Here is a 25985-nt window from a genome sequence, read left to right as displayed (position 1 = left end):
TCTACACCCAACACTGCGATCAACGAGGTGTTAGAATTTATAGTTTGCACCAATATAAAATCGGCGCCCAGAGTAGTTGTTGTATGTCATCCGATTTTCCTGTTTCCAATATCCCTCCGCCACTTCTTCAGTTAAATTGATAATAGAGGCAGAGATATTAAAGTTATCAGTGAAGGTATAGGTTGCATTCAGATCCAACTGTCCGTAGTCCTTATCGTATACCGCATACCCACGATGCAAACTTGTAACCCTGTCATCCACCCAATTATAGGAGACACGAGCACCGAAATTTTCATTCTCATAAAATGCAGATAAATTATATTGGTGTCTCGCGGTACCAGGTATCTCAGCTTCGATTGACGCATTAGCAAGAATGATGGTGGAAGTGCCGGTATCGGTGAATGTATAGTTGGCCATAAAACCGAAGCCACTTTCGAAAGCATGCTGGGCAAACAACTCCACCCCTCTAGAAGTTGCGTTTCCTCCTCCTATCTGCCCCTTCATTTCCACTTCAATAGGGCCATTACAACAATCGTGCTCACGCTCAACAATTTCAGTTACTTGGATTGGCAGATTGTCAATATCCTTGCCAAATAAAGTTACACCCAATGCAGAACCATCGGCGTAATACCACTCTAGGCCCAGGTCCAACTGCTTGGAGATCATGGCCTCCAGATCCGTATTGGCAAAGGTGCCACTTCCTCGCCCCGTCCACTCATCCGGAGAAATAATATGAACTGGTGGACCATAAGTTTCAGCCTGCCCCAGATAAGCATAACTCACCCTTGACATGGCTTTAGAGGCTGTAAATCGTATTACCAGATCATCAGTTAGATCCCAGGCAACATTCAAACTTGGCAAAAATTCTTTTGTGGTATTACTGCGGGAGTTAGCAATAACTTCATCCGATTCCATTCCAGTAATATCATCATACGTTTCAGTAGATAATTTTGTGCTGACATAGCGAACCCCCAAGTTTCCGCGGAAGTCTCGCCATATAAAATCAGCTTGGGCATAGGTAGAGAATATTTCTTCATCAATTGTATAAGTGCCAGATAGTACTGGCATAACAGTGAGGTTGAAGTTTCCACGCACATAGTCCATCAAGGCATCGGTATCAAATGCCAGATAATCAATGGCACCTGTATTACCAGCACTATTATCAACTACCTTATCGCTAATTAGAGTTGAAGTATCTGGGTGGTAATCAGGATTGTGGAACCATTGATCGCCAGGTAACCAACCTCGGTAACCGCCATTATCATCAGTCTCGTCATCCCAGCGATAGATATCTCTATAGGATCTAGCCTCATGATCCCTATACTTTGTGCCCACATAAAACTTATTAACAATTCCCCAGTTAGTATCAAATGCCAAATCTAGCTGATAGTAACTCTCTTCATCGCTATTTTCCGTAGCATCTGAGCCAAACCAGTCATAATAAGGATAAGCTTCAGTATCTTTTGTAAGATCTGTGGAAACTTCATAACTCGGCTTACCATCTGCAATTGACCAAAGCCAGCTATCCACTGAACCATAACGAGCATCCATATTAGCGTATGTGAGTTCAGAAGTTCCCCCCTCTGCTTCTGTATGCCCAACATTTATAGCCGCGGTATAAAAATCCCCTTCATAGATAACTTCAAAATCATAGGTATTAGATTCCGATTCACCCTTGCGGGTATAGCCTGTCAACTGGGGAGACATCAAACCACGGTATAGGTCTACACCGCCATTGACATCTCCATCGCCCCAGTTATTTTCATTAAGGTCACCATTGTCGTTAAAACCATAGGTGACGACTGTATCTCCATCCACTTCAATGCCATAGTATGCATCGTCATGATCATTCCATTCCGCAAATGTCAGGCTTTGAGTATTAGTGTCATAGCCAAGCTTGGAACCGAAATAAGCAAAACCAAATTCCAGGCGTTCAGTGGGTCGCCACTGTGCGGCAAGCTGGTATCCATCACGGGTTCGGTCTTCCTTAGAGTTGTGAATACTTACCTGCGTGGGCGCCCACACATTGTTGAAAACTTCTTCTGTGGTCTGATCAACAAGAGCTGACAAATCTGCATTTTCATCAGTATCTGAGTGCAAACGCCAGCCACTTGCATAATTGGTAACTCCGGTTACGCCACGGTCCTGGCTGGTGTACCCCACTAAAATACCAAAAGTTTCGCTCTCATTTTTCCAGGAGTAGAAAGCATTATATTGTGGGTCCCACTCTTCGGTAGTATCTGAATAAGTCGCCTCTGTGGTAATTACACCTTGTCCAGCATCAAGTTCAAGAGGTTTGTGGCTATGTAGGATAACGGTACCACCGACACCACCTTCATCAATTCTTGTCTCGGGGCTTTTATAAACCTCTGCCCTACTGATCATACTGGAGGGAAGTAATAAGTAGTTAAAATTTCTAGAGGGAGCTCCACTACCGGAAGTAGCAATGTAATTTCCATTTAACTGGGTGAGAGTCCACTCTGAGCTGGTTCCCCGAATACTAACCGTGCTACCTTCACCACCACTGCGATCAATAGTGACACCAGGCACGCGCTGGAGAGAATCAGCTACATTTTTATCGGGGAACTTACCAATATCTTCTGCAGTAATAGCATCTACTACAGCAAGGGAATCCCGTTTGATTTCAAGGTTTTTGGTAGCACTCTCAAGAATTCCAATGACTTGAACTTCTTCAATTCTCTCATCAGAGTCCGAAGTATCTTCCGCGATCGCCATACTACTTACGACCAGCGAGATAGCAGTAACCATAGACTTCTGCGTGAAACCTCTGCTCCAGGTATTAACCCTTTTTCGGCTATTCTTCTTCATTATTTTCATAGCATCCCAACTTTCTGTTTTTTCTCTCACCGGTTCAAAAAATGCCAGCCCCTTTCAAAGGGCTGGCGTAAAACTGTCCGGGGACCCTAAACTCCAAAAAGACAGTTCATTTGTTGAGCACTAAAACCCTAAAAAAAAACTTTGATGAGGAGGTAATCAATACTGGGATACTAATGAAACAAAATCGGCGTTTTAGATTTTTAAGAAAAAACAAGCAGTCGCTGAAAGCCAAAAATGAATCGACTAACTACCTATTTTAAGGAATAAAACCCTAAGTCAAACTCGGGTCTAGAATTTCCAGAAATGAATGAAATGGGCGGCTATCAACTCATCGGGGGAAGTTAGCGTACTACTTTCTTTAAAGTTGCTGAGGACACTCAGCTTGTTCGGTTTTTATATATTCGACTGAACTTCACTGCGATAATTTGCTGGAAGCTGTCCAAACATGCCTTTGAAGTGTCTACTGAAGTAACTATGAGATGTAAAGCCAACCCGATAAGCAATTTCAGATATTGGGCTTTGTGTTTCCACCAACATACGACGAGAGTTCTCTAATCTGACTTCCCGTACGAATTGCATGGGTGTTTTATCCAGATATTTTTTGAAACGCCGCTCTAATGCACTAACCGATAAACTCGCAACCTCTGCCAAATCTTCAACCGCAATTGGCTGACTATAGTTATTTTTTATGTATTCAACTGGCCTTTTAAGTTTATCCATTCTAGAGAGAGTCTTAACCGTCTCTTTAAGGTCTCGAGCTACACCATAGGTTCCTATGATTTCTCCATTGGCACTCTTCAATGGGCGCTTTGATGTCGTAAACCAAACTAACTCACCTGTTTTACCAATATTTAATTCCAGACGATCTGTAATCGTCTCTCCTGACATCACCCTTTTGTCGTCACGTATATAGTTTTTAGCGAGATAAGAAGGAGAAAAATCCATATCTGAACGGCCAACTACCTGATGTAATGACCTGCAACCGACATGCTCAATAAATTCCCGGTTACAATGCACCACATAGCCGGATTCATCTTTTACCCAGAAAATAATATCTGATATAAGGTCAAACACCGCAATGATCTGCTGCGTAGAGACCTGTTCCAAGACTGATTGATACTTCATTATTCTTATTTACATTTTGTATAAAACTGGAATATAGCTGAGCCTACTGACTAACCTCTTAAAAACTAACAAACTCAATAAGTTTTTCTAATCAAGACACTAAAAGTATCAAAATGCCCCCTCTCGACACTCACCCCGCACTTCTCCCCCATATGGGGAGATAATTCGCTCAATTTCAAAATAACCACGCTCGCAGAAACCGGTTTCCATCAACTTCTGTTCTAGAGCCCAATCAAAGTAGGCTTCTACCCGACGACTTGAAGGGCCACCGCTCTCCACTGGCCCTCTCGGCATACGGGACTGAGCACTGGAGCCTGCCACGACTGGCGCAGGGATATCGCGTTGCTTTCCCTTCAACGTAAAAGTAAAACGCTTGGCGCCATTGGGAGCAACTTCTGTCTCAAAGGATTCCTTCATTCCTGGTATCGGGCTGTTACTGGTACAACCTGTCAATATCAGGGCAATTGCCAATCCCCCAAATAGCCGTATTGGGGAAAATGGGGAGTTGAATTTATTTTTATTCAGCACAGCAAGCCCTCTTGGCTCATAAAAAAGCTTCCACAAAAGGCTATTAGCCTCAGGAGATTTTATCAATTATTTGAATACCACGGTTTTATTGCCATGGATAAATACCCGCTCCTGCAACAGTAACTGCAGTGCACGGGACAAAACCAACTTTTCCACATCGCGGCCCGCATCCGCCATGGACTCCGCCGAATAGGCATGATCCACATGTATTACATCCTGCTCAATAATCGGCCCCTCATCCAGATCATCGGTCACGAAGTGAGCGGTAGCACCGATAATTTTCACACCGCGCTCATAGGCCTGCTGATAGGGTTTGGCCCCGATAAAGGCCGGCAGGAAGGAGTGGTGAATATTGATAATTCGACCAGCATAACGGGCGACAAACTCTGGGGTGAGTACCCGCATATACTTGGCCAGTACCAGGTAATCCGGATTGTAGTCATCTACCAGGGCAGCCACTTTTTCCTCGTGCTCACTGCGCTTCAGGTCTTGTGCCGGTACACAGTGAAAGGGAATATCAAACTTCTCCACCAACCCACCCAGGTCTGGATGGTTGCCAATCACCGCGGCGATCTCTACATCCAGTGCGCCCGAATAGCACTTCATGAGGATGTCCCCCAGGCAATGGGATTCTCGTGTCACCATCAGCACCAGGCGCTTGCGTTCGGTGGATACCAGGCGCCGCTCGGCCCCCTGTGGCAGGGCCATATCCAAGTCTTCCAGGAAGGTCGTGTCATTGAAGATGCCTTCGAGGGCGGTGCGCATAAAAAAGCGGCCTTCTGCGCGGTCCACAAACTCATCATTCTTGACGATATTGAGCTGGTGCTTGTAGCAAATATTGGTAATCTTCGCGATCAGACCCTTATCATCAGGGCAGTCGGTTAGCAGTATCTTCTTTTCCATGGTCGAATTTCAGGCCAAATATCCAGAGTTCAGACTATACACTATGCCGTCTAATTGATTCAGCGATCCATTCCGGGGAGAACATGGATAAAAACCTTTACGCAGATCATATGGCCACCCTGTGCCGCCGCTACGATGAAATATTGGAGTCCTGCGGCTTCGATACCCTGAATGTATTCAGCAGTGCACCCAGGATGCAGTTTCTGGATGACAACTCCTACCCTTTTAAGGTCAATCCCCAGTTCAAGGCCCTGGTACCGGTCACCGACAACCCCAACAGCTGGGTGATCTACAGGCGTGGGCAGAAGCCCAAGCTATTGTTCTACCGCCCGGTGGACTTCTGGCACTATGTCCCGCCCGCGCCACAGACCTTCTGGAGTGAGCTCTACGATATCGAGCTGTTGAGTAAGCCAGCAGATGCCAGGGAATTCCTAAACACGGATAACGCCGCCTTCATTGGCGAGGCCGACAGATTCCAGGACTGGCCACTCGGCGAGATCAACCCCGAAACCCTGATTAACCGTCTACATTGGGCGCGCGCTTACAAGAGCCCCTATGAAGTCGCCTGCCTGCGCGAGGCCAATCGCATTGCGGTAGCAGGGCACCGAGCTGCCGAGCTGGCTTTTCGCAGCGGTGCCAGCGAGTTCGAGATCAACCAGGCCTACTTGAGTGCTACCGGCCAGGGCGAGAACACCATGCCCTACGGCAATATCGTGGCCCTCAATGAACACGCGGCGATACTGCACTACACGCACCTCTCCACCCAACGCCTGCCCGGCACAGAGTTAAAGACCTTTCTGATAGACGCCGGGGCCGATTGCAATGGCTATTGTGCGGATATCACCCGCACTTATAGCTATGCCGACAGCGAGTTCGCTCAGCTGGTGGCAGCGATGGATGAAAAGCAGCTGCAACTGGTGGACGGCCTTAAGCCCGGCCTGCCCTACCCGGATCTACACCGCCAGTGCCATCTGAAAGTCGGCGAGCTGCTGGCCCAGTTCAAAATCATCAAGACTTCTGCCGAGAGTGCGGTGGAGTCCGGGTTAACCCGGCCATTTATGCCTCATGGTCTGGGCCATTTCCTCGGCCTGCAGGTCCATGATGTGGGTGGTCACCAGAGTGGCCCCGATGGCGGTACCACACCCCCACCTGCGGAGTACCCTTTCCTACGCACCAGCCGCACTATTGAAGAAAACCAAGTATTTACGATTGAGCCGGGGCTCTACTTTATCGATAGTCTGCTGGCGGAATTGAAAGCCTCCTCCCTTGCCAGTGAAGTTAATTGGAATAAGGTTGAAGAGTTCCGCCCCTACGGCGGCGTGCGTATTGAGGACAATATTGTGGTGGGTGCCGAAGGAAACGAGAACCTCACCCGCGCCTGCGAAGCGGAGCATTAATGCCATAGTTAAATGATACTCTAACTCACTCTCGCCAAGAGCAAGGCAATCTGGCAGGCTTTGTTGTCTTCCAGGTTGCCAAACCTCCTCAAGATTTCCCACACCCTTAACAAGTAAAATAAAAAACCACTGAGGTTTACCCCAACGCCCTGTCGCCCTGATTCATCCTTCTGCCGAAATTACTCCAAAAGCGATCACCCTCTGTACTGCTATCTCTTGCCTGAATAGAAAAAAACAGCCAACCTCCCCTGCGCAAAAACAACAAGAAAGGTTCGCCCTATGAAAAAGTCCAGGCTAGCAACACTGGTCGCCGCAGCGGTATTCGCCACTGCCAATTGCGCCTATGCAAAATCGATCGAATATATCTTTTACGATAAAGGGGGTATCGCCAGCAGCGAGGTAATCGAACAAAAGGGCTCGAAAATTTCCGGGGAATTAAAGCTAGGTTGGAATAACCGCCGACTCAACCTAAAGGAGAGCTTCACGATCGGCGCTGCCAAAATGCCCTAGCAGGTCCACATTGAAGGTATCAGCCCCTTTGGCGTGCCAGTCAATGAAGAATTTACACTGAAAGATGCTGTGGCCACTTGGCAGGGCACCGATGAACACGGCAGTGCAAAAACTTCCGAAGCGCAATTTTATATTCCCAAAAACTCGACCCTGGCCGTACAAACCCAGCTGGTAAAAGCGCTACTTGCCGATAAGGATCACAGCATAGGCTTGCTACCCCAAGGACAAGCCCAGCTACACAAACTGGATCAGCTCACTCTTGAGCAGGGCGATGAGAAAAAAACCGTGCATCTCTACGGTGTGAGTGGCCTGGGTTTTACTCCAAACCTGGCCTGGTACGATGAATCCGGTGATCTGTTTGCCGCCGATGAAGGAGGCTGGTTCGCCATACTACGCAAAGGCTGGGATAAATCCCACCTGCAACAACTCAAAGAACGCCAAGTTGCCGCTTCCGACCAGTTTTTACTGGATATCGCCGAAAAGCACACCCATACCTCCGCCCAGCCGATCCTGATTAGCAACGTTAATCTGGTGGATGTAGAAGCGAGCAAACTGCGCAAGCGTCGCCACCTACTGGTGGAAAACGGCAAAATCACCAAGATTAGCCGCCGCCCAATCAAAGCCCAAAACGCCACCCGTATCGATGCCAAGGGCCATACCCTGATTCCCGGGCTGTGAGATATGCACGCACATCTGTCATCCACCGATGGTGCCCTGAATATGGCCGCCGGTATTATTAATATGCGTGATATCGGTAATACCCACGAAAATATTATGCGCATATCCGGCCTGTATGAGTCCGAACAGATTATCGGCGGTGACCTGTTCCGTGCGGGCTTTATGGACCGGGAAAGTGAAAATGCCATGCGCATGGGTAAAACGGCAGATAGCCTGGAAGAAGCCAAGGAAATTGTCGAGTGGTACGCGGAGCACGGCTACCAGCAGATAAAAACCTACAGCTCCATGGAACCCGAATGGATCGCTCCTTTAGCCAAACATATCCACGAAAACGGCATGCGCTTATCCGGGCATATCCCCGCCTTTATGACCGCAGAGGAAGCGGTGGATGCCGGCTTTGATGAAATCCAGCATATCAACATGCTGTTCCTCAATTTTATGGGCAAGATCGACACCCGTAAAAAACTGCGTTTTACCGAAATTGGTGAACATGCCCACGAGCTGGACTTGGAAAGTGCAGAGGTTGGTAAATTCCTGGATAAACTCGCTGAAAAAGGCACAGTGGTAGATGCCACGACTACCGTATTTAGCTCTATGTTGCTGCGCCAACCTGGCAAAGTAGATCCGGAGTTTGAAGATATTGCCGACCATTTACCGGTGAATATCCAGCGCTCATTTGTCGGTGCCGAGCTGGATGTAAAACCGGAACACCGGGATGACTACGACCTCTCCGCCGATGCCCTGCTGAAAATGATGCGTAAACTGCATGAGCACAAGGTGACCATGGTAGCGGGTTCCGATGGTATTCCTGGATTTACCCTGTTACGCGAATTGGAGCTTTATGCCAAATCCGGTATTCCCGCAATGGATGTACTGCGTACCGCCACACTAGTACCCGCCCAGGTAATGGGAGTCGATCAATATACCGGCAGCATCACCGTGGGTAAAAATGCAGATCTGGTTTTGCTAGAGGGTAATCCGTTGGAAGATATCAGTGCATTGCGTCGCACCGCATTGGTTATTGAAGGGCAAAATCTCTATCGCCCCGATGAACTGTATCAAGCTCTGGGCATCAAGCCATTTCATCCCTCGGTGCCATTTGAATTAAATGGTACGACTACCATTGCAGCCAAGTCTGAATAAAAAGGCAAAGCGGCAAGCAAAAAAAGAAAAGTAAAAACCGGCAGTCCAAAAGACTGCCGGTTTTTTTATCAACCAAATATTAGGCCAACTCGCTGCGCACAGTGCGCGCCGCTTCCACCATGTTCAGTAGGGAGGAGCCCACTTCGGCCCAGCTGCGGGTTTTTAAGCCACAATCTGGGTTCACCCAAAGCCGCTGTATCGGCACCACTTCGGCAATTTTCTTCAGACGCTCAACCAGCTCCTCCCGCTCAGGCACATTAGGCGAGTGGATATCGTAAATTCCCGGCCCAATCTCATTGAGGTAACCGCCGTTCCTATCAGCAAAAGTACTGAGCAGGCGCAGGTCAGAACGGGCGGATTCGATAGTAATCACATCCGCATCCATGGAGACAATCGCCTCCATAATCGCATTGAAATTGCTGTAACACATATGAGTGTGAATCTGGGTTTCCGCTTTTACCTCGCTACAGGTATAGCGGAAACAACCCACCGCCCAGGCAAAATAATCGGCATGCTCGGATTCCCGCAGGGGAACCCCCTCGCGCAGAGCCGGCTCATCAATCTGAATGATTCCTATACCCGCATTCTCAAGATCCAATACTTCCTGGCGTAATGCCTCGGCAATCTGCAAGCAACTTTCACTTCGGTGGATGTCCTCACGAGGGAAGGACCAGTTGAGAATCGTCACTGGACCTGTGAGCATGCCTTTTACCGGCCTTTGGGTCAGGCTCTGAGCATAGCGGCTCCACTCCACGGTCATAGCCTGTGGACGGGAGATGTCACCGAAAATAATGGGCGGTTTTACACAGCGAGACCCATAGCTCTGTACCCAACCATTGCCAGTATGCACAAACCCCAGCAGTTGCTCGCCAAAATACTCCACCATATCGTTGCGCTCGGCCTCACCGTGTACCAACACGTCCAAGCCAAGAATTTCCTGGCGGCGGATCGCCTCGGCAATCTCCGCACGCAAATGCTCGGTGTAATCCGACTCACTGATCTCACCGCTGCGATGCTGGCGGCGTACCTTGCGCAATAGGTCCGTTTGTGGGAAAGAACCGATCGTGGTGGTCGGCAACAGTGGTAACTGCCAGCGTTTTTCCTGCAGTACCGCGCGCTCTTGATAGCGCTGTGCACGCCAGCTGTCCTGTAAGCGTTCAGTGACGGAGTTGACGGCGATAGGATTCTCTACAGGAATTGCCGTTGATGGAACTGGCTCGGCCAATAGTTTTTGCAACTGGGCCAACTCCGCTAACTTCTGGCGACTGAAGGCAAGCTTTTGTTTTTGCTCAGCCGGCAACGATGTTTCGGTATCCAAGTCCACCGGGCTGTGCAGTAGTGAGCAGCTGGCCGAAACCCATAGGCGCTCGCCCAAACGATCCGCCAGAGGCTTCAGCTGTGAGTGCCACTTCTGCAAATCCGCTCGCCAAACATTGCGGCCATTCAGTACCCCCGCGGAAAGTACCTGATCTTCCCCAAGCAACTGCGCGGCTTGCGCAAACTCCTCTGGCGCCCGTACGCAGTCAATGTGTACTCCCGCTACCGGCAGGGAAAAAGCCAACTGCAGGTTTTCCCGCAGCGGGGAATAATAGGTCGTCAGCAACGATTGCAAATCTGCCGTCTGGTTGAGTTGGGCATACACATCGTGAAACGCACTACGCCACTGCTCTGGCAGGTCCAGACCGAGAATCGGCTCATCAATTTGCACCCAATCCACCCCCAGGCTTTCGAGCTGGGAAAACAGCTCGGTATAGCAGGGCAATAAGTTGGCGAGTAAATCCAAGGCATTATCAACACCCCGCCCCAACCAGAGGTAAGTGAGCGGCCCGAGAACCACCGGCTTGGCCTTATAACCCAGGGATTGTGCTTCACGTATTTCTTCCAGCAACCAATTACTATCCAGGGTAAAAGCTTGCTTCTCGTGAAGCTCTGGCACTAAATAGTGGTAATTGGTATCGAACCACTTGGTCATGGCACTCGCCGCAACCGGTTGGCCGGAGGGCGCGCGGCCGCGGGCCAGGCGAAAGTACTGGTCCAATTTATTGCTCGCAGCCCCTTCGGCAAAGCGCTCAGCAACCACACCAAACATCAGCGAATGATTGAGCACCTGGTCATACCAGGCAAAATCGCCAACCGTCACTAAATTGAGCCCCTCACTCGCCTGGGCCTGCCAGTTCTCCCGGCGAATACTCTCACCAACCTCCAATAGCCGCTGCTGAGATATTTCACCGCGCCAATAGGCTTCCTGAGCTTTCTTTAGTTCGCGATCGGCGCCGATGCGCGGATAACCGAGGACATGCGTTTGCACCATTTTCTACTTTCCCAAGTCCGTTCCTGTGAGAGGGCCAAGCCCTTATTTCCTGCCCACACATGTCGATGCTGTCTGTATCTACCGATAGTGGCTTCACCACTTGTGAGGCTTAGGACTTGATTGTGTGCCCGCAGTGTTATTCAATCAATTTCATATTTTTTGCCATAAACATGAATAATTTTAATGATGATAGAAATGCGCCATCTGCGCGCCCTCTCTGTTCTGCGTGAGACTGGCAGCCTGGTGCGCGCCGCTGAGCATCTACACCTGACCCAATCGGCCCTCTCCCACCTGTTCCGGGAAATGGAGGAGCGCCACAACCTGCCACTATTTGTGCGCAAGTCTCGCCCGCTGCGCTTTACCAGCGCCGGATTGCGCCTGCTGCAGCTGGCCGATGACATATTGCCGCGCGCGGCTCTAGCCCAGCGAGACTTGGCACGGCTGGCCTCCGGCCAGTCGGGGCGCTTGAATATCGCCATCGAATGCCACAGCTGTTACCAGTGGTTGATGCCGGCTTTGAATACTTATCGCGATGACTGGCCCGAGGTGGAGCTGGACCTCTGCAGTGGCTTTCACTTCGCACCGCTGCCAGCCCTTACCCGCGGTGACTTGGATCTAGTAGTCACCTCTAATCCAGACCGGGATTTGAAAGGCATCCACTATCAGCCACTCTTCAGCTTTGAGATGTGCCTGGCACTCAGCCGCAAACACCCACTATTGCAAGATGATGCCAAGCGCCGCTGGGTGACTCCCGGGGAGTTGGCCGGAGAGGTACAGATCACTTACCCGGTGGAGCGGGAGCGTCTGGATATTTTCCAGAATTTCCTCGAGCCCGCCGGCGTCGAGCCTGCAGGTGTGCGCACGGCGGAGTTGACGGTTATGATGGTGCAGCTGGTGGCCAGTGGACGCGGTGTCTGCGCTCTGCCCAACTGGGCCCTGTACGAATATCTGCAAAAAGGATTTGTGGCGCAGCTGCGCCTGGGAGAAAAGGGGCTTTGGAGCACTCTGTATGCCGCCGTGCGCGAGGAGACGCTGGAGCAAGCCTATGCCACTGACTTTCTGCAGACCGCCCGGGATACCTGTTTTACCCATCTAAACGGGATTCGTGCGGCGAGTTAAGCGGGCTAGCCACTACTATCAGCAACAGATAACTGGAGCGGGTGCACACGCCCGCCGTCATTAATCGCCCGCTCTGGGTGCTGCTTTACAGGAGATGTTCTATGTCCACAACGAGTGATCGCTGGAATTCAGTGAGTAAGGGCCTGCATTGGCTATTTGTGATTCTACTATTAGCGGTATGGGGCGCCGTGGAGTTGCACGAGTTTTTTGAGCGCGGCGACCCCATGCGCGGCTGGTTTATGCGTCTGCACTTCTCCCTCGGCGTGGGCGTCCTGATGCTGCTGGCCATCCGCCTCTACTGGAGGGCACGCCACAAGCGCCCACAGATCCAGGGCAACACCTGGCAAAAAGCCTTGTCCAGCCTCACCCACGGCGCACTCTATCTGGTGCTGCTGGCGATGCCCGTTTCCGGTATCGCAATGCGCCAGTTGTTCGGTAGAGATACAGAGTTTTTTGGCCTTTTTGCCCTACCGCGCTTACTGGCTGAAAATTCGGACCTGGGCAAGCAGCTCGCTTTCCTGCACAAGGATGTTCTGTGGCCGGCACTATTGATATTGGTGGGACTGCATATCGCTGCCGCACTCTGGCACCATTTTGTAATGCGCGACAGTACCCTGACCCGCATGCTACCCCAGCGCTAAGAACAGCTGCCCTAGCCTAGTGGAATAAAAAAACGGCGCTTAAAGCGCCGTTTTTTACTTTCGATATTTGCTGGGAAAAGATTACTCCCCGCCATTATCCCGTTTGAACTTGGGCTTGCCCTTAGGTTTGCCCTGTGGCTTACCCTTTGGCTTACCCTTGGGTTTCCCTCTCGGCTTGACCGCGTCCTCATCGAAACGGGAAATCTTCATCGGCTTACCGGCCACCCGCACCTTCTTCAGGTGTTGGAGTATTTCCTTGGGCATACCTTCCGGGAGATCAACCGTAGTGAAATCCCCGTAGATCTCGATACGGCCGATATAGGAGCTTTCCAGATCCACCTCGTTGGCAATGGCACCGACGATACTGCCTGGGCGCACACCGTGCTCGCGCCCAACCTCGATACGGAAACGTTCTAAGCCCTCATCCGGTGACGGCATCTTGCGGTCTTTTTCATAACTATCTTTCTTGCGGCGACGACCTTCAAATTCGTCATCCCGGTCGCGGCGCTCCCTTTCCCTGCGCGGTTTCGGTTCCTGCTCCTTGACCAGCAGCGGCTGGTCACCCTGGGCCATAGAAGCCAAAGCGGCGGCGACATCCAACGGATCCACTTCATTCTGGGCGAGGAATTCCTCCACCAGCAGGCGGTAAGGTGCCAAGTCTGTCTGGCCTTCCAGGGTCGCAGTAATACGCTCGCGGAAGCGTTGCATACGGGCACTGTTGACCATTTCTGCGCTGGGTAAATCCAGCTTTTCAATGGGCTTCTTAGTGGCCTTCTCAATAACGCGCAGCATGCGACGCTCGCGCGGTGCCACAAACAAGATGGCATCGCCCTCGCGACCGGCGCGACCGGTACGGCCGATACGGTGAATATAAGCCTCAGTATCGTAAGGAATGTCGTAGTTGATCACATGGCTGATACGCTTCACATCCAGGCCGCGCGCTGCCACATCGGTGGCGACAACGATATCGAGCTTGCCCTTCTTCAGCTTGTCAATCACCTGCTCACGCAGGTTCTGCGCCATATCGCCGTTCAGGGCGGCACTGGCAAAACCGCGGGCCGCTAACTTATCGGCCAACTCAACGGTGCTGTTTTTGGTGCGCACAAAAATAATCGTGGCATCCACCGGCTCCGCTTCAAGGATACGGGTAAGAGCATCCAGTTTGTGCAAACCGCCCACAGGCCAGTAGCGCTGACGGATAGTCTCTGCCGTCTCCTGCTTGACGCGGATTTTAACTTCAACCGGCTCCTGCAGGTGTTCTCGAGCTATCCGAGCAATCTCTTTAGGCATGGTGGCGGAGAACAGCGCAATCTGGCGTTCTTCAGGAATCTGCTCCAATACCCACTGAACATCGTCGATAAAGCCCATACGCAGCATTTCATCGGCTTCATCCAGCACCAGGGTGCGCAGGTTGGAGAGGTCCAGGGAGCCGCGGCGCATATGGTCCATCACTCGGCCGGGGGTACCCACCACCAGCTGCACGCCACGCTTCAATTGTTGAATCTGTCCACGATAGTCGGCACCACCGTAGATCGGGGCTACATGGAAGCCTTTCAGGTTGGCGGCATAGGCCTGGCAGGCCTCGGCCACCTGGATAGCCAATTCGCGAGTCGGCGCCAGTACCAAAGCTTGCGGGCGGCGGTCTTTCAGGTCCAATTTGGACAGTAATGGCAGTGCGAAGGCGGCAGTTTTGCCGGTGCCGGTCTGGGCCTGGCCCAGCACATCGCGGTTCTCCAACAGGGAGGGGATTGTCTGTGCCTGAATCGGAGAGGGGGTCTCATAGCCTAGTTTTTCAATGGCAGTAAGGATTTCAGGCGGCAGGCCCAGCTGGTCGAAGCCGGCCGGTTTTGGGGTATCGGTCATTTCGGAATTCACTTGAAGCCAAAGTCCCTGTCGTGGGACCGGAGCGGTGGGTCAAAAGGTCGCGCAGTCTAACAGGTTAGGCGTTCCAGATCAGCCTGTTTTTTAAGCAGACCCTCGAGGGCGCCATACCGACTAGAAGCTCATAGCATACCTAGAGGGTGAATATAGAAGAGAAAAGACCTGGAAGGGATAGTGGCCAAGTGAAAAAATCACTTGGCGTCAGTCTTGGCATCGGTTCCAGCAGGCTTTGATACAGGCAAAATAGAACCCTTTACACCCATTTCCTGAAAACGGTCACAGACGCCATCCACGGTAGATGTGATACCCCGGGAGAAACTACCATCCACTTGTGTACGCTCATATAGATAAGTATGAAAGCGCCGGAAAAAGGCGGTATCCACCGGTTCTGGCTGCTGCCAAAAATTGGAGAGGCTGCCCTGATGTGTCAAACCCGGCAAGTCATATAAAGAGCGCCCCAGTACCTTGGTAGGTACCTTGTGAAGCAACGCGGATATCCCCACAGTGCTATTGATTGTTACGACTCCCTTTGCATGATCCAACAAAGTGGGAAGGTGCAGGTCATGACAATAAATGACCCGCCCACTAATCTGATAGCGGGCCTCTAATACACTAATCAGCTTTTGATAATGGCAAAAGCCTCGATCCATGGGGTGATGCTTGATAACAATGACTGTATCTTCAGGAGCGTTTCGGGCAAAAGATTTACATACAACATCTATTGCATTCTCAATCGAGAGCAAGTCGGAATGTTTACGCAGCTGAAAATCATCACAGGTCTGCAAAGGAAACAGGTAAAAGCGACCACTGAACTCTTCCGTCAGCTGTCGGATAAGGCCTCGCTCTGTAATCTTATAAAGCCCTTTACGATAAAAGCTTCTAAGCCAGCAAACACCTTCCTTTAGCCAACTGCGATTCCGGTGATGGCGATAACTGGAAAACTCTGCTTGAGCAAGTCGCATCGCCACATAATATGCAGACGCAAAGTACGCTCGTCGCCAAAAAGTATGACCAACAGGCGACGCAGGGGTACGACCTCTCGGTAGATATTGATGTATTGCCTGCCTGGACCAGTTGGTAGAGGAAAAAGCATTAACCCCGCCCCACTCCATAGTGACAAAGTCGGGGCGCAGATAGCCTTCCTCAAAAACGATAAAGGCGACGCCCATGGATTGGCATACTTTCTTTGCGCTCTCATGGAGTCTACGGCAGTCACCATAGGCAAAAACTGTATCAACCTTATGCTCAGAAAGATAACGACGGAAAAAGGCCGGCCAGTCTACTTCTCGACCAGTGAAATCCACCTGGGCGTTTCCCCAGCCAAAGAAGCGATCCCCCCCATTAAAGTTGATCTTATGGGTGACAACACCAAGCTGAGAGAGGCGTTTTGCCAGCCTGGCAAAAAATGGGCCATGCGGTCCCTGTAGAAATACTGCCACAGACATGAATAGGCCTACTCCAGAATCACCCTAATGGGTGCATTGAAACTTGATGAAGAAACATTATAGGGACAACCAGAAACTCACTATCTACAAACCACAAATTAAACCGTATTGGCATACATCACACAAAAACCAATCTGACCGTTTCAGTACCCCATAAATTTCCAAATAGAAAACAAACATTGGAGGTGTAGGCGCTAATTTAGATGCTTAAAGTGGCCATCAAAATACCTTACTGTAAATTTATCCATTAGGCGATGCCCTGAAAAGCCAACTTTAGAGACAACTTTGTGCGCTTGGTTTTTGAATCAAGTCCTTAGCGAACCTCCAAGCAAACTGGTACAAACTCAAAATTTATTCCAGTAATGGGATAAGGGGCAGACTTTATAAGGAACCTACAGAACAACATCAGCCTTCGCTTTATATAGCAGAGCAGAAGGCTCTATAGGATTGCTCCAGGAAGGGAGTATGGCACACTTCACAGTCCGCCATTCTAGATGGCATAGGAAATAATGCCACGACAAGCGATTACACCAGGAAAGCTGAAAGCTAGACCTTAGCTTAACTGGTTAAATTATCAACAAGTAACGCAACAGCGTACAGGCAGAATGTGCTGTGACTTTATTATCTTCTAGTTAATGTCCCCTATCTTTTACTGTGAGATACGGGTGAAAGCTCTTTATAAAACTAATTTTTCCCCATTTCATTCGAGATTAATCAGATCCAACTATTTCGGAGACTTTGGAACATTCTGCACGAGTAAGGGCTCCAAAGTAATTCCTCTGCTCTCCCCCCTCAGTCTTCTGGCGATCAATCTTCATTAAAGCTTTCTTCCATACCCGCTCAAACAGCCACGCGGTGGATTTTGGAAAAGGGGTAAACAAAGGATTAAAAGGGTTATCCCGAGCCTGCATCCAAACTGTCATTCGGTGTGACTTTCGTAGTGCACGACCACGGCAGTGAAAACCGTAAACATTGCCAATTAAAAGGGTATTTTTCGGAACAGATAACTTCTTTACTTTATACCCCATTTTAGCCAGATCCTCTTTACTAACACGAAATGAGCCATCCCAGTAACGCCCTGGGGCACGGTCAGAACCTCTCTTACAAGCCTCCAGACTCTGCCGGTATTCCCACTTGAGGCGCTTCCATGTCAATCGATGGGAGCCGGGGGCATAGACGAATGAACCATTATCATCTGACGACTCATCCATATATAACCATGCCTTAACACAAGGATGGAAGGTATCTGCATGTAAATCCCGTTGCGGGTCTGGGCGTGGGGTAACATTTGCGTGATTGTACAGATTTTCGATGTAAAAGAGTGGTGGCCGATTCTTTGAGGAGCAGTAGCGCATCAATCGATCCAAACTTTTATGTGTGTATAATTTTTGGAAATTCGGTGCTGTATTTCTCACCTCTGAATCCATAAAAACTCGCTGGGTAATAGTGGTCCCTTCGATGACCTCCCTTACTGGGGCATTCAGCTCAAGCAGTTCTTGGGATAGACGCTCAAAATCCTCGTGCGAAAGAAAGTTTTTTTTAAGCAAATAGCCATTACGATTGAATTCACTTCGATCCTCTGAAGAGACCAAAGGAGATAACAGCAATAAACGAAACCGAAAAAGCAAGTGTGCCAGAATAACTCGAGTTACATGTAATCCACAGCGATTCAAAAAATAGTTTCCTAATATAGGGTTATTCTTAAAACTCTTACCCCAGCTCAACAACTCAAATATCCACTTCGGGACCTTCCAGGTTATTCCAATTACAGAACGCCGCATGCTTGCCCCCCAGCAAAAGTCTGTTTCAAACAGGCTATTTTCGCCACAACATTAATAAATAAATGGTTCAGAACTATCTATCTTGGTTTCAAGTATTCGAAGATTCATTAACACCCATTAAAACAACAATGACAAAAAAATCGATAACATAAGATGTGCCACTGTTTAATATTTTAAGAACTGACTTCGATACCAACTAAATACCTTTAAAAAAACGCTCTCTTTTCGACCAACCTTGCGGGATTGCTGTAAAATCTCGATGGTAGTTTCCGCATTGATAAATTCACCGCTTCTGGGGTCCACATATACGGGGTAAAGAAGCAGTACGCCAGCTACTAGCTGATCCAGTTTAAGCTCTCTCTGCCGCCGAAGCTTGAAAGATTGAAGATCGAATGCCTTGAGCTCTCTATCAATAAGGAGTGTATCTTCTGTAAGCCCCCATCCTGCATAAAATGGCAGCCCATAAGTTACTACCTTGATTTCTCTCAACAAAGCCTCAAAACCACATAGTGAACTCATGGTATGCACTTCATCAACCTTATCCAGCAACAGGGAGATTTCCCCCCTCTCAATCAAAGTGTCATACAGAGATCCAGCAACTGCTGGCACTTCCCCGTTTCGTGCACCACAAACAACATCTGGATGGGGTTTATAGATGATATGAGCATCAGGATGCTTCGCCCTCACCTGTTGCAGCAAGGATAAATTATTTTTGAATACCGGTGAGCCACAGGCAATAGAGGCATCGCTCTCCACTTGACCAGGGATTAAAATTATCTTTTTATCCTTGGGCAGATTTAACTCACAGGACAATTTTGCTCGACCAAGATTATATTTGGTCACCCTATTCTTTACCAACTGTTGCCTTAATTTTCTGGCCTGGGCCAAAATAGCTGGTGAGTATTTAGTACTATTTAAGAGAGTTTCCAGATCACTCGGATTATGGGCATCAAAGTAGATTCCACTGGAATCCAACACCAGAGAACTTGGAGTAACTAAATCAGCGCCCAAGCCTACCGAGCGTAAAAAACCATCTTCAATACGCCACAAATTCAATTGAGCTTGTTGACATTGCTCAACCAGAGAGTCGTTAACCCGGCTGGCCCATACTAAAATATTAGCGCCAGGACTGGCCTTAGGCCTCTTATTGAGAGACCTCGAAAAAGCAACTCTAGACTTACTCCCTAAAAAATTAGGAATAAACCTACGCTTCCAAGGCGAAAACCCGACACCTACCCAAGTACCTTGAAAACGCTCCCACTGTCTTTTTTGTTCGACTATCAGAGCCAGTGCATCCTCAAATTCGCATTTACGGTTCGTGTAAGGATTTATATAGCGGCAATAGCGAAGATAGGCCGCACAGAAAATTTCTGTCAGTGTTCGTTTTACATTACGCCTAGCAACAGACTGGCGATCTTTTGTAAGCCCCCAGCCAGAATAGAAGGGAACGCCGAAACAATGTACCTCTTTACCAGCAATCAGCGCATCAAAGCCCAGTTGACTGGTCACTACATAGACTTTATCAACACGATCGAACATCGACCAGGGGGATATATCCTGTCCGATAACTTTACAGCCTTCTTGCTCTGCAAGCGCCTGTAAATAACCGCGTTTTTTACCAGAAATAACATCCGGATGAATTTTGACAATTATTTCAGCCCCAGGATTTTCTGAAATAGCACTTCGCAACATTTGATGAAAATGACTTTCAGAGGCTAATCCTGCCCTTATCGATGTATCACCATAAGTCTGATCTACCACCAGAACTGCCGAGCGATTGTCTGCTATTTCCAAGGGTGTATCAAATGACTTGTTATATTTACACAACCGATGGGTTCGCAGGAGCCCAAGCCCTTTTTCTGCTCGACTTAGTTCTTCGGCAGTAAAGCCACTGGTTTTAATCAAGTTTTCAAGGTCACTGGGACGGGAGGCGTCATAGTAAATGCCAGTATAATCCACTACCAAACTATGGGCTTGAGCCCCCTCCACCCCTAGACCCAAGGAGCGTAAAAAACCATCCTCTATACAGAAATAAGAAAGCCCAGCCCGTGAGGCAATTCTCTGTGCCTTAATCGCCGAATTCTTAAGCCCCCAGCCCACCATATGATTAATAGCTTCATTGGGTCTTGAAAGTACATATTGGCACTTAGTACCAAGCAACGGCTCCAAAATACGCATTCTGCGGAGCCCCAGGGAACAGTGCCCAACTACAGACATTCTTGTGCTCCGCGCAATAACTTTTCTCTAAGTACATCATCAGCTGCCAACTGTAAAATACTTTCTACCCAGGCCAATGGCTGCATTGGCAACAGGATTCCATTTTCCTGGTGTCGGACTATTCTTCCGTAAATATCCCCTTCCGCATAAATCCCTACTGCACCAGCCTGCGTAATGTCAAAAAATTTGGTGTGGGATCTTGCCCTATTAAAAGGTCTATCCAACAATGGAGCTAATCCTATAGAGCGGCCTGATCGCTGTATCATGGACAAGTAAGTTGTCCACTTCATAGGGTGTATTACTTGCACTCTCGGCACACCCCGAAATAGACGGTTTACTCGCTTATCCCCAATAATTTCAAAATCCAGGTTTTGATTCTCTTCTAGTACCTGTCTGATGATGGGATAAAGCCAGTTAATATCCTCACTGTGAGATGCCGATCCATGATAGAAAATAGAAAGTGGACGCTTTGCACCCAAATCCAGAGGCTCAGCTGACAATAGTTGAGGAGACAAGTGACGATATTTTCTCTGTAGAAATGGAGTTGAGACCAATAATTTTGCCCCAATGGCTTTTAACCAGCGCTGCTTAGACCAGCTATAGCGTAGTATTTTAATCTGATAGCGGAGTGGCATCCCGGAGAATGCTGACCAATCAAATAAATCATCATCTAGAAATACTGAAACGCCAGATACCTTTTTCAAATTCTGTTGTATCAGAGATTGCCAGGCGTGAGAAACATAGCGTACAAAAATAACCTGAGCTCCATCGAGTTCATCAACCGAGGGTAGATCGGTAAAAGTCAGGCGCTTGACACTCACACCCAAATTTTTCAGATAAGGAATTACGAAGTAATCTGTCGAGGGGTTTGGCCCCTCCTCTACAATGATCCAGCGGTTGATTACTTCCATTCATACTCCAACAAGTCAGAAAAATTTACAGTCATCACTCAAAAGGAAATACGACTGGTAATAATATTAGGACCGTTAATGAGTAGGCAATTGTCAAGGGTAAACCTGCACGTAGAAAATCGCGCAAGTGATAACCACCTAAGTTTTGAACGATTAAATTGGTCTGATAACCAAAGGGGGTCAAAAAACTTGCACTGGCTCCATAAGCTACAGCCATCACAAACGGCATCCAGCTAACACCGAAACTATCAGCCAAGCTCCAGGCTAATGGGAATGTGAGTGCCGCAGCGGCATTATTGGTCATCAATTCTGTTAGTAATAGCGTCAATAAAAAAATGCCAATAACTCCAGCCAATGGTCCAGCGCCTTGAAGGGAATCTCGCATTGAACGTGCGAGGCTATCAGCGAGTCCGCTGCCAGAAAAAGCTTCGGCTAAAACTAATGCACTGGCAATAATGATCCAAATTTGGAAAGGAAAGCGCCGTTGGAGTTCAGAAGTGGTGACGATATTCAGTATCACCATGAAGCCTAGTAATACCACCAACCCCTTTAAAAGGGAGAAGAGCCCCAGAGCCGAGCCCGTCACCACACTGGCAAAACCCAGCCCTAGCAGCCAGCTGTTCCTACTGGAAAGTTGGCGCTGTACATCAGTTCCGCTGATCACGTAGAAGTTCTTATCGATATTACGATGGTGCTTAAAGTCCTGGCCAACCGCTAAGAGGAGGGCATCGCCTGGTTGAAGCTGTATCTCCCCCAGCTTGCCGGACAGGCGCTCCCCGCCCCGACGCATTGCTACCACCGCTGCATCGAACCGAGTCCGAAACTGGCAGCTTTTCAGTGTCTCACCGGTGATACTAGAGTTCGGGGTCAGTACGACCTCTGTGAGATCCATATGTAGGGCATCATCATCCAATGCGAACAAATGCAATCCCTCAATAGACTGGAGCCTTTGCAGATCACGCACATCCCCGCTGAAAATGAGCTTATCGCCGCTGCGAATTAATTCTGTGGGAGCAACAGGACTGATACTCTGCCCTCCGCGAACAATCTCTATCAAGTAGAGTGTTTCGAGCTGACGCAAGTTATTTTGTTCTACGCTACGGCCATCCAAGGGCGAGTCTTCAATAACTTCGGCTTCCAGCAAATACTGTGCCGCTTCCTCCTCAACAGCGCCCACCTCGGGAAGCAGGCGATTACAGAGCAGTAATACCACCAGCCCGACCAGGACTGCAGCGCTGCCAATAGGAAGAAAGGCAAAAAAATCTAAAGATCCCATGCCCCTATCCAACACAAAGCTATTCACGATCAAGTTTGTGGAAGTTCCAATCAAGGTTAAGGTTCCACCAAGAATGGCCGCATAGGACAGCGGTAATAGCAGCTTACCTGAAGGGTGCCGCCGCTGGGCCTTAACGCTAGATGCCAGGGCCGCAACAATAGCCGTATTATTCAAAAAAGCCGAACTTAAGGCAGTAGCACTTGTAAGCCTGAGCAGGCTGGTTTTCAAACTTCCTCCAATCAATCCATCGGATATCGCTCTTAGCCAGCGAGCCTTCTCCAACCCAATTGAGATCAATAGTAGAACAACCAAAGTAACCAGCCCGGGATTGACGGCTTTTTGCAATACCGACTCAACTGGGACCAAACCGGTCAAAAAACAAACAGATGCAGCCGAGGCAAAGACCAAAGAGGGACGTACACGAGTAAAAATCAGGGTGAAGATAACCAGAACAAAAGTGCCAGCAACAAAGATTTGAGAAAAAGTCATAAAGTTCGGGGGGCCGCTTTGGTTACCATAGTAGGTGCTACACCTAAAATATCTCTCTAAAGAAGGCAAACTATACTAAATCTGATGCCCATACCCCAAGCTATCAGCAAGAGTAAATAAAGGAAGGCTTACTTCATGCTCATGAGTGGTTGGTTAAAAAAGCTTGGCACGGAGGTAAGTGAGATGAAACTAGGAGGTAACGAATCAACATCTTTATATAGATCTAAGCAAGGAGTGAGGATCGTCTAAACAGTTATGAGCGGATTGGCTATATTTTGATCTCCTCCTATATGGATGGAGATAGGTCTTACACAAGCTAGGTAAATCAAATGGTTATCGGCCAGTTAGATTTCCATGGAGAATTCTAAGCCCAAAAGGCTGGCTCTTAGCTTAAGTCCAAGCGACTCTCATAAAGTGCTAAATATGTAACGATTTAGCATAAAATAAAAGCAATAATGAAATCCAATACGGATAAAGCCGATACCCAAGGTATGGGGCCCATGAGTTTAGTATTAGTTAGCTTTGAGCTTGCTATACTGACCAGTCTGTAATCAAGCAGCCAAGTCATATAAACAATCAGCGCCATAGAGGGGCTTTTGCTTCCTCATTTAACCCCAAAGTAAAATCTTCCCTGGTATGAGTCAGAAATGGGCTGTAGTAAGGATCCCTTCTCTCATGAGTTGACCACCTGGTCTTTAAGTTAATCGCCTCCCTGTCAAACCTGGCCCGCTTTTCAGGTGTATTATCAATACCACGGCTAATTGATTCATGGTGGTACATTTCAGCCCAAGGTGTCCACAAGTTTCGATAGCCAGCTTCTTTTACCTTCAGGCAAAAATCAACATCATTAAAAGCTACTTCAAAATTTTTTTCGTCTAGTCCTCCAACTTTTTCATATATGCTCTTACGTACCAACATGCAAGCAGCTGTGACTGCCGAAAAATTCTGTGTGCACTTCAGGCGATTCATATAACCTTCCTCATGGCGATGGTAGAATTTATGGACATGCCCCGCTAAACTACCCAGGCCAACCACAACACCAGCATGCTGGATACGGCCATCGCTATAATATAGCTTGGCACCCACACAACCGATATCTGGCCTTATTGCATGCGTGACCATTTCCTTAAGCCAGTTGGGTGAGATCACCTCAATATCATTATTAATTAGACCAATAATGTCTCCACGAGTATGCTGGACGCCGAAATTATTAATCGCCGAGTAATTGAAAGGAGCATCATACTTAATCACTCTCACATTGGGTAACTTCTTCAAATGAGATAAATAATTAAGTGTTTCAGGCTTAACACTCTGATTATCTAGAACCAGAATCTCATAGTTTTGATAGGCAGTCTTCTCAAGAATACTATCAATACATTGTCGAAGTATGGGCAACATATCCCGCGTAGGAATTAAAAGAGAAACCAGAGGCTCTTCCATCTTTAAAGGCCAGCATACTTGTAATACTCTATAATTATTTTCAACATGTACTGAGACATCCGAACACTCAGTCTCATTAAAATATTTTTGCAGTACACGCTGACTGCTCTTAACATAAGTTGCGGGATCTTGGAAGCTTTGCCTATGAAAAAGAATTCTCGGTATATGAATAATTTCTCGCGAAGGATGCTTTAACTTACGTAATACCTGAAGGAATAGCGAGTAATCCCAAGCCTGTTCAAGATTGAATTCAGTGAAGTTGGACTGCTCTAACAAGCTCGGGGCAAAAAGAACAAACTCACCGATATAATTATCAGAAAAAAAAAGATCAGGATTCCATGCTGATTTAAAGTTAGGTAAGCACCGTCTCCCAGACTCACTCAGTTTATCCTCATCACTATAGATAACTTTCGCTTGAGGATTACTCTGTAAAACATACTGAAAACATGATAATGCTTTGGGGGCGAGTACAGCCCTTGGCGGACATAGCAGATGATAGCTATCAGCATCAATTAGATTTGAGAACTCATTGCTAAGTTCATAACAACCAATCAGCTCTATTCTGTTGTCAGAACAGACAAGTTCATTAAGCCAGAAATAGATATCTTTATTGCAAGTAGCAGATGAGAGGATAAAAAGTTTCCAATTTCGGTGTATTTGAGCACAAACTGAATCGACTGCATCTTTTATAGCGTCCAATGTATCTGTATTAATAATTGGCATTATAATAGAGAAACTTATACTATAATAATTTTCAACTAACTCGGGCCAGAAAGTAGGCTCTATTTTTTTAACCCAGTCCCGATAAGAGACCTTAACTCCAGCAGGTCGAAAAGTAGCATCATAATAGGCCCAACGATTCGTTATTCTAAACGGCACTCTTAATTTACGAGACTTTAATCGAGAACGCATTCTATCTCGAGCGAAAATTAAAGACACTCTGACTAGAGTTAAGTGACGAATGGTAAATTTACATACGGATTGTGAGGGTGAGAATTGAAGTACCTCACCTCCTCTAGCAAACCAAAGAAGTCTCTTAGACATTCGGCCATTACGAATTGGCAAACGAAGCTTCTGGGATTTTCGTCCACCCTTATGTTGAAGGATAAAAGCCGCATCCAAATAACTTTGATCAGAATCCAGTAATACTTCTACCATATACCAGCCCCGAGAAAAGCTGTTATTTGCAATGCAAAATTTTGATTGGCTGGTAGTCGAAGTCCATGTAATATAGCCATCTTTGCCAGTCTCAGCTTTCAACCCTTTAAGTGGACGCAGCAATGGACGCAAATCGTATCTAGTTAAATGAGGAACAGTGATCCCTGAACGCTTACCACTCATATATAACTCCA

Annotated in this window: 18 protein-coding genes; 6 read left to right on the top strand and 12 right to left on the bottom strand. The window is 48.0% G+C overall.

The window, feature by feature from the left end; all coding sequences use genetic code 11:
- Positions 1-30 precede the first annotated feature (30 nt).
- From FIU95_RS04395 to purU, 4 genes are all read right to left on the bottom strand, one after another.
- Entirely contained in the window at positions 31-2829 is a 2799-nt protein-coding gene (locus FIU95_RS04395) for a TonB-dependent receptor (RefSeq protein WP_172975313.1), read from the bottom strand.
- A 402-nt stretch (positions 2830-3231) separates the two neighbouring features.
- Positions 3232-3963 (bottom strand): AraC family transcriptional regulator, encoded by a 732-nt coding sequence (locus tag FIU95_RS04390; RefSeq protein WP_152451859.1) that lies wholly within the window; start codon positions 3961-3963, stop codon positions 3232-3234.
- Positions 3964-4071: 108 nt separating this feature from the next.
- Positions 4072-4380, bottom strand: a complete 309-nt coding sequence (locus tag FIU95_RS04385; protein ID WP_172975312.1) for a hypothetical protein — start codon at positions 4378-4380, stop codon at positions 4072-4074.
- A gap of 177 nt (positions 4381-4557) precedes the next feature.
- Positions 4558-5394 carry a formyltetrahydrofolate deformylase gene (gene purU, locus FIU95_RS04380; protein WP_152451855.1) on the bottom strand — a complete coding sequence of 279 codons (837 nt, stop codon included), beginning with the start codon at positions 5392-5394 and terminating at the stop codon, positions 4558-4560.
- A gap of 83 nt (positions 5395-5477) precedes the next feature.
- On the opposite strand from purU, the gene pepQ reads away from it, so the two are divergent.
- From pepQ to FIU95_RS04360, 4 genes are all read left to right on the top strand, one after another.
- The gene (pepQ, locus tag FIU95_RS04375) at positions 5478-6791 is read left to right on the top strand and encodes a Xaa-Pro dipeptidase (protein ID WP_152451853.1); all 1314 of its coding nucleotides are present in this window, start codon (positions 5478-5480) and stop codon (positions 6789-6791) included.
- Between the two features lie 279 nt (positions 6792-7070).
- Positions 7071-7301, top strand: a complete 231-nt coding sequence (locus FIU95_RS04370; protein WP_152451850.1) for a hypothetical protein — start codon at positions 7071-7073, stop codon at positions 7299-7301.
- Between the two features lie 33 nt (positions 7302-7334).
- The gene (locus tag FIU95_RS04365) at positions 7335-7979 is read left to right on the top strand and encodes a hypothetical protein (protein ID WP_152451848.1); all 645 of its coding nucleotides are present in this window, start codon (positions 7335-7337) and stop codon (positions 7977-7979) included.
- Between the two features lie 3 nt (positions 7980-7982).
- Complete coding sequence (locus FIU95_RS04360) at positions 7983-9122, top strand: amidohydrolase family protein (RefSeq protein ID WP_152451846.1); 1140 nt, start codon at positions 7983-7985, stop codon at positions 9120-9122.
- A gap of 79 nt (positions 9123-9201) precedes the next feature.
- On the opposite strand, the gene metE is transcribed toward FIU95_RS04360, so the two are convergent.
- On the bottom strand, positions 9202-11433 hold the full coding sequence (metE, locus tag FIU95_RS04355) for a 5-methyltetrahydropteroyltriglutamate--homocysteine S-methyltransferase (RefSeq protein WP_152451844.1): 2232 nt from the start codon (positions 11431-11433) through the stop codon (positions 9202-9204).
- A gap of 186 nt (positions 11434-11619) precedes the next feature.
- Here metE and FIU95_RS04350 point away from each other — a divergent pair, with 186 nt between their 5' ends.
- Complete coding sequence (locus FIU95_RS04350) at positions 11620-12552, top strand: LysR family transcriptional regulator (protein ID WP_152456105.1); 933 nt, start codon at positions 11620-11622, stop codon at positions 12550-12552.
- A 101-nt stretch (positions 12553-12653) separates the two neighbouring features.
- Entirely contained in the window at positions 12654-13193 is a 540-nt protein-coding gene (locus FIU95_RS04345) for a cytochrome b (protein ID WP_152451843.1), read from the top strand.
- Between the two features lie 81 nt (positions 13194-13274).
- Here the strand turns inward: FIU95_RS04345 and FIU95_RS04340 are convergent, their stop codons facing one another.
- The 7 genes from FIU95_RS04340 to FIU95_RS04310 form a co-directional block, all read right to left on the bottom strand.
- The gene (locus tag FIU95_RS04340; protein ID WP_152451841.1) at positions 13275-15056 is read right to left on the bottom strand and encodes a DEAD/DEAH box helicase; all 1782 of its coding nucleotides are present in this window, start codon (positions 15054-15056) and stop codon (positions 13275-13277) included.
- Between the two features lie 209 nt (positions 15057-15265).
- Positions 15266-16519 carry a capsule biosynthesis protein gene (locus FIU95_RS04335; protein ID WP_152451839.1) on the bottom strand — a complete coding sequence of 418 codons (1254 nt, stop codon included), beginning with the start codon at positions 16517-16519 and terminating at the stop codon, positions 15266-15268.
- A 710-nt stretch (positions 16520-17229) separates the two neighbouring features.
- Positions 17230-18300: a phytanoyl-CoA dioxygenase family protein gene (locus FIU95_RS04330; protein WP_152451837.1), complete on the bottom strand. Its 1071-nt coding sequence runs from the start codon at positions 18298-18300 to the stop codon at positions 17230-17232.
- A 165-nt stretch (positions 18301-18465) separates the two neighbouring features.
- Positions 18466-20478: a capsular polysaccharide biosynthesis protein gene (locus FIU95_RS04325; protein WP_253868847.1), complete on the bottom strand. Its 2013-nt coding sequence runs from the start codon at positions 20476-20478 to the stop codon at positions 18466-18468.
- 29 nt (positions 20479-20507) lie between these two features.
- Positions 20508-21428 (bottom strand): glycosyltransferase family 1 protein, encoded by a 921-nt coding sequence (locus FIU95_RS04320; RefSeq protein WP_152451833.1) that lies wholly within the window; start codon positions 21426-21428, stop codon positions 20508-20510.
- A 34-nt stretch (positions 21429-21462) separates the two neighbouring features.
- Positions 21463-23193 carry an SLC13 family permease gene (locus FIU95_RS04315; RefSeq protein ID WP_152451831.1) on the bottom strand — a complete coding sequence of 577 codons (1731 nt, stop codon included), beginning with the start codon at positions 23191-23193 and terminating at the stop codon, positions 21463-21465.
- Positions 23194-23769: 576 nt separating this feature from the next.
- Positions 23770-25974, bottom strand: coding sequence for a glycosyltransferase (locus tag FIU95_RS04310; RefSeq protein WP_172975311.1), 2205 nt, complete (start codon positions 25972-25974; stop codon positions 23770-23772).
- Positions 25975-25985: the final 11 nt, after the last annotated feature.

It is taken from the genome of Microbulbifer sp. THAF38 (assembly GCF_009363535.1).
In the GTDB taxonomy this organism is placed as follows: domain Bacteria; phylum Pseudomonadota; class Gammaproteobacteria; order Pseudomonadales; family Cellvibrionaceae; genus Microbulbifer.
The sequence above is the reverse complement of the archived record's forward strand: the minus strand, read 5'-3'. Positions and strand labels throughout refer to the sequence as shown.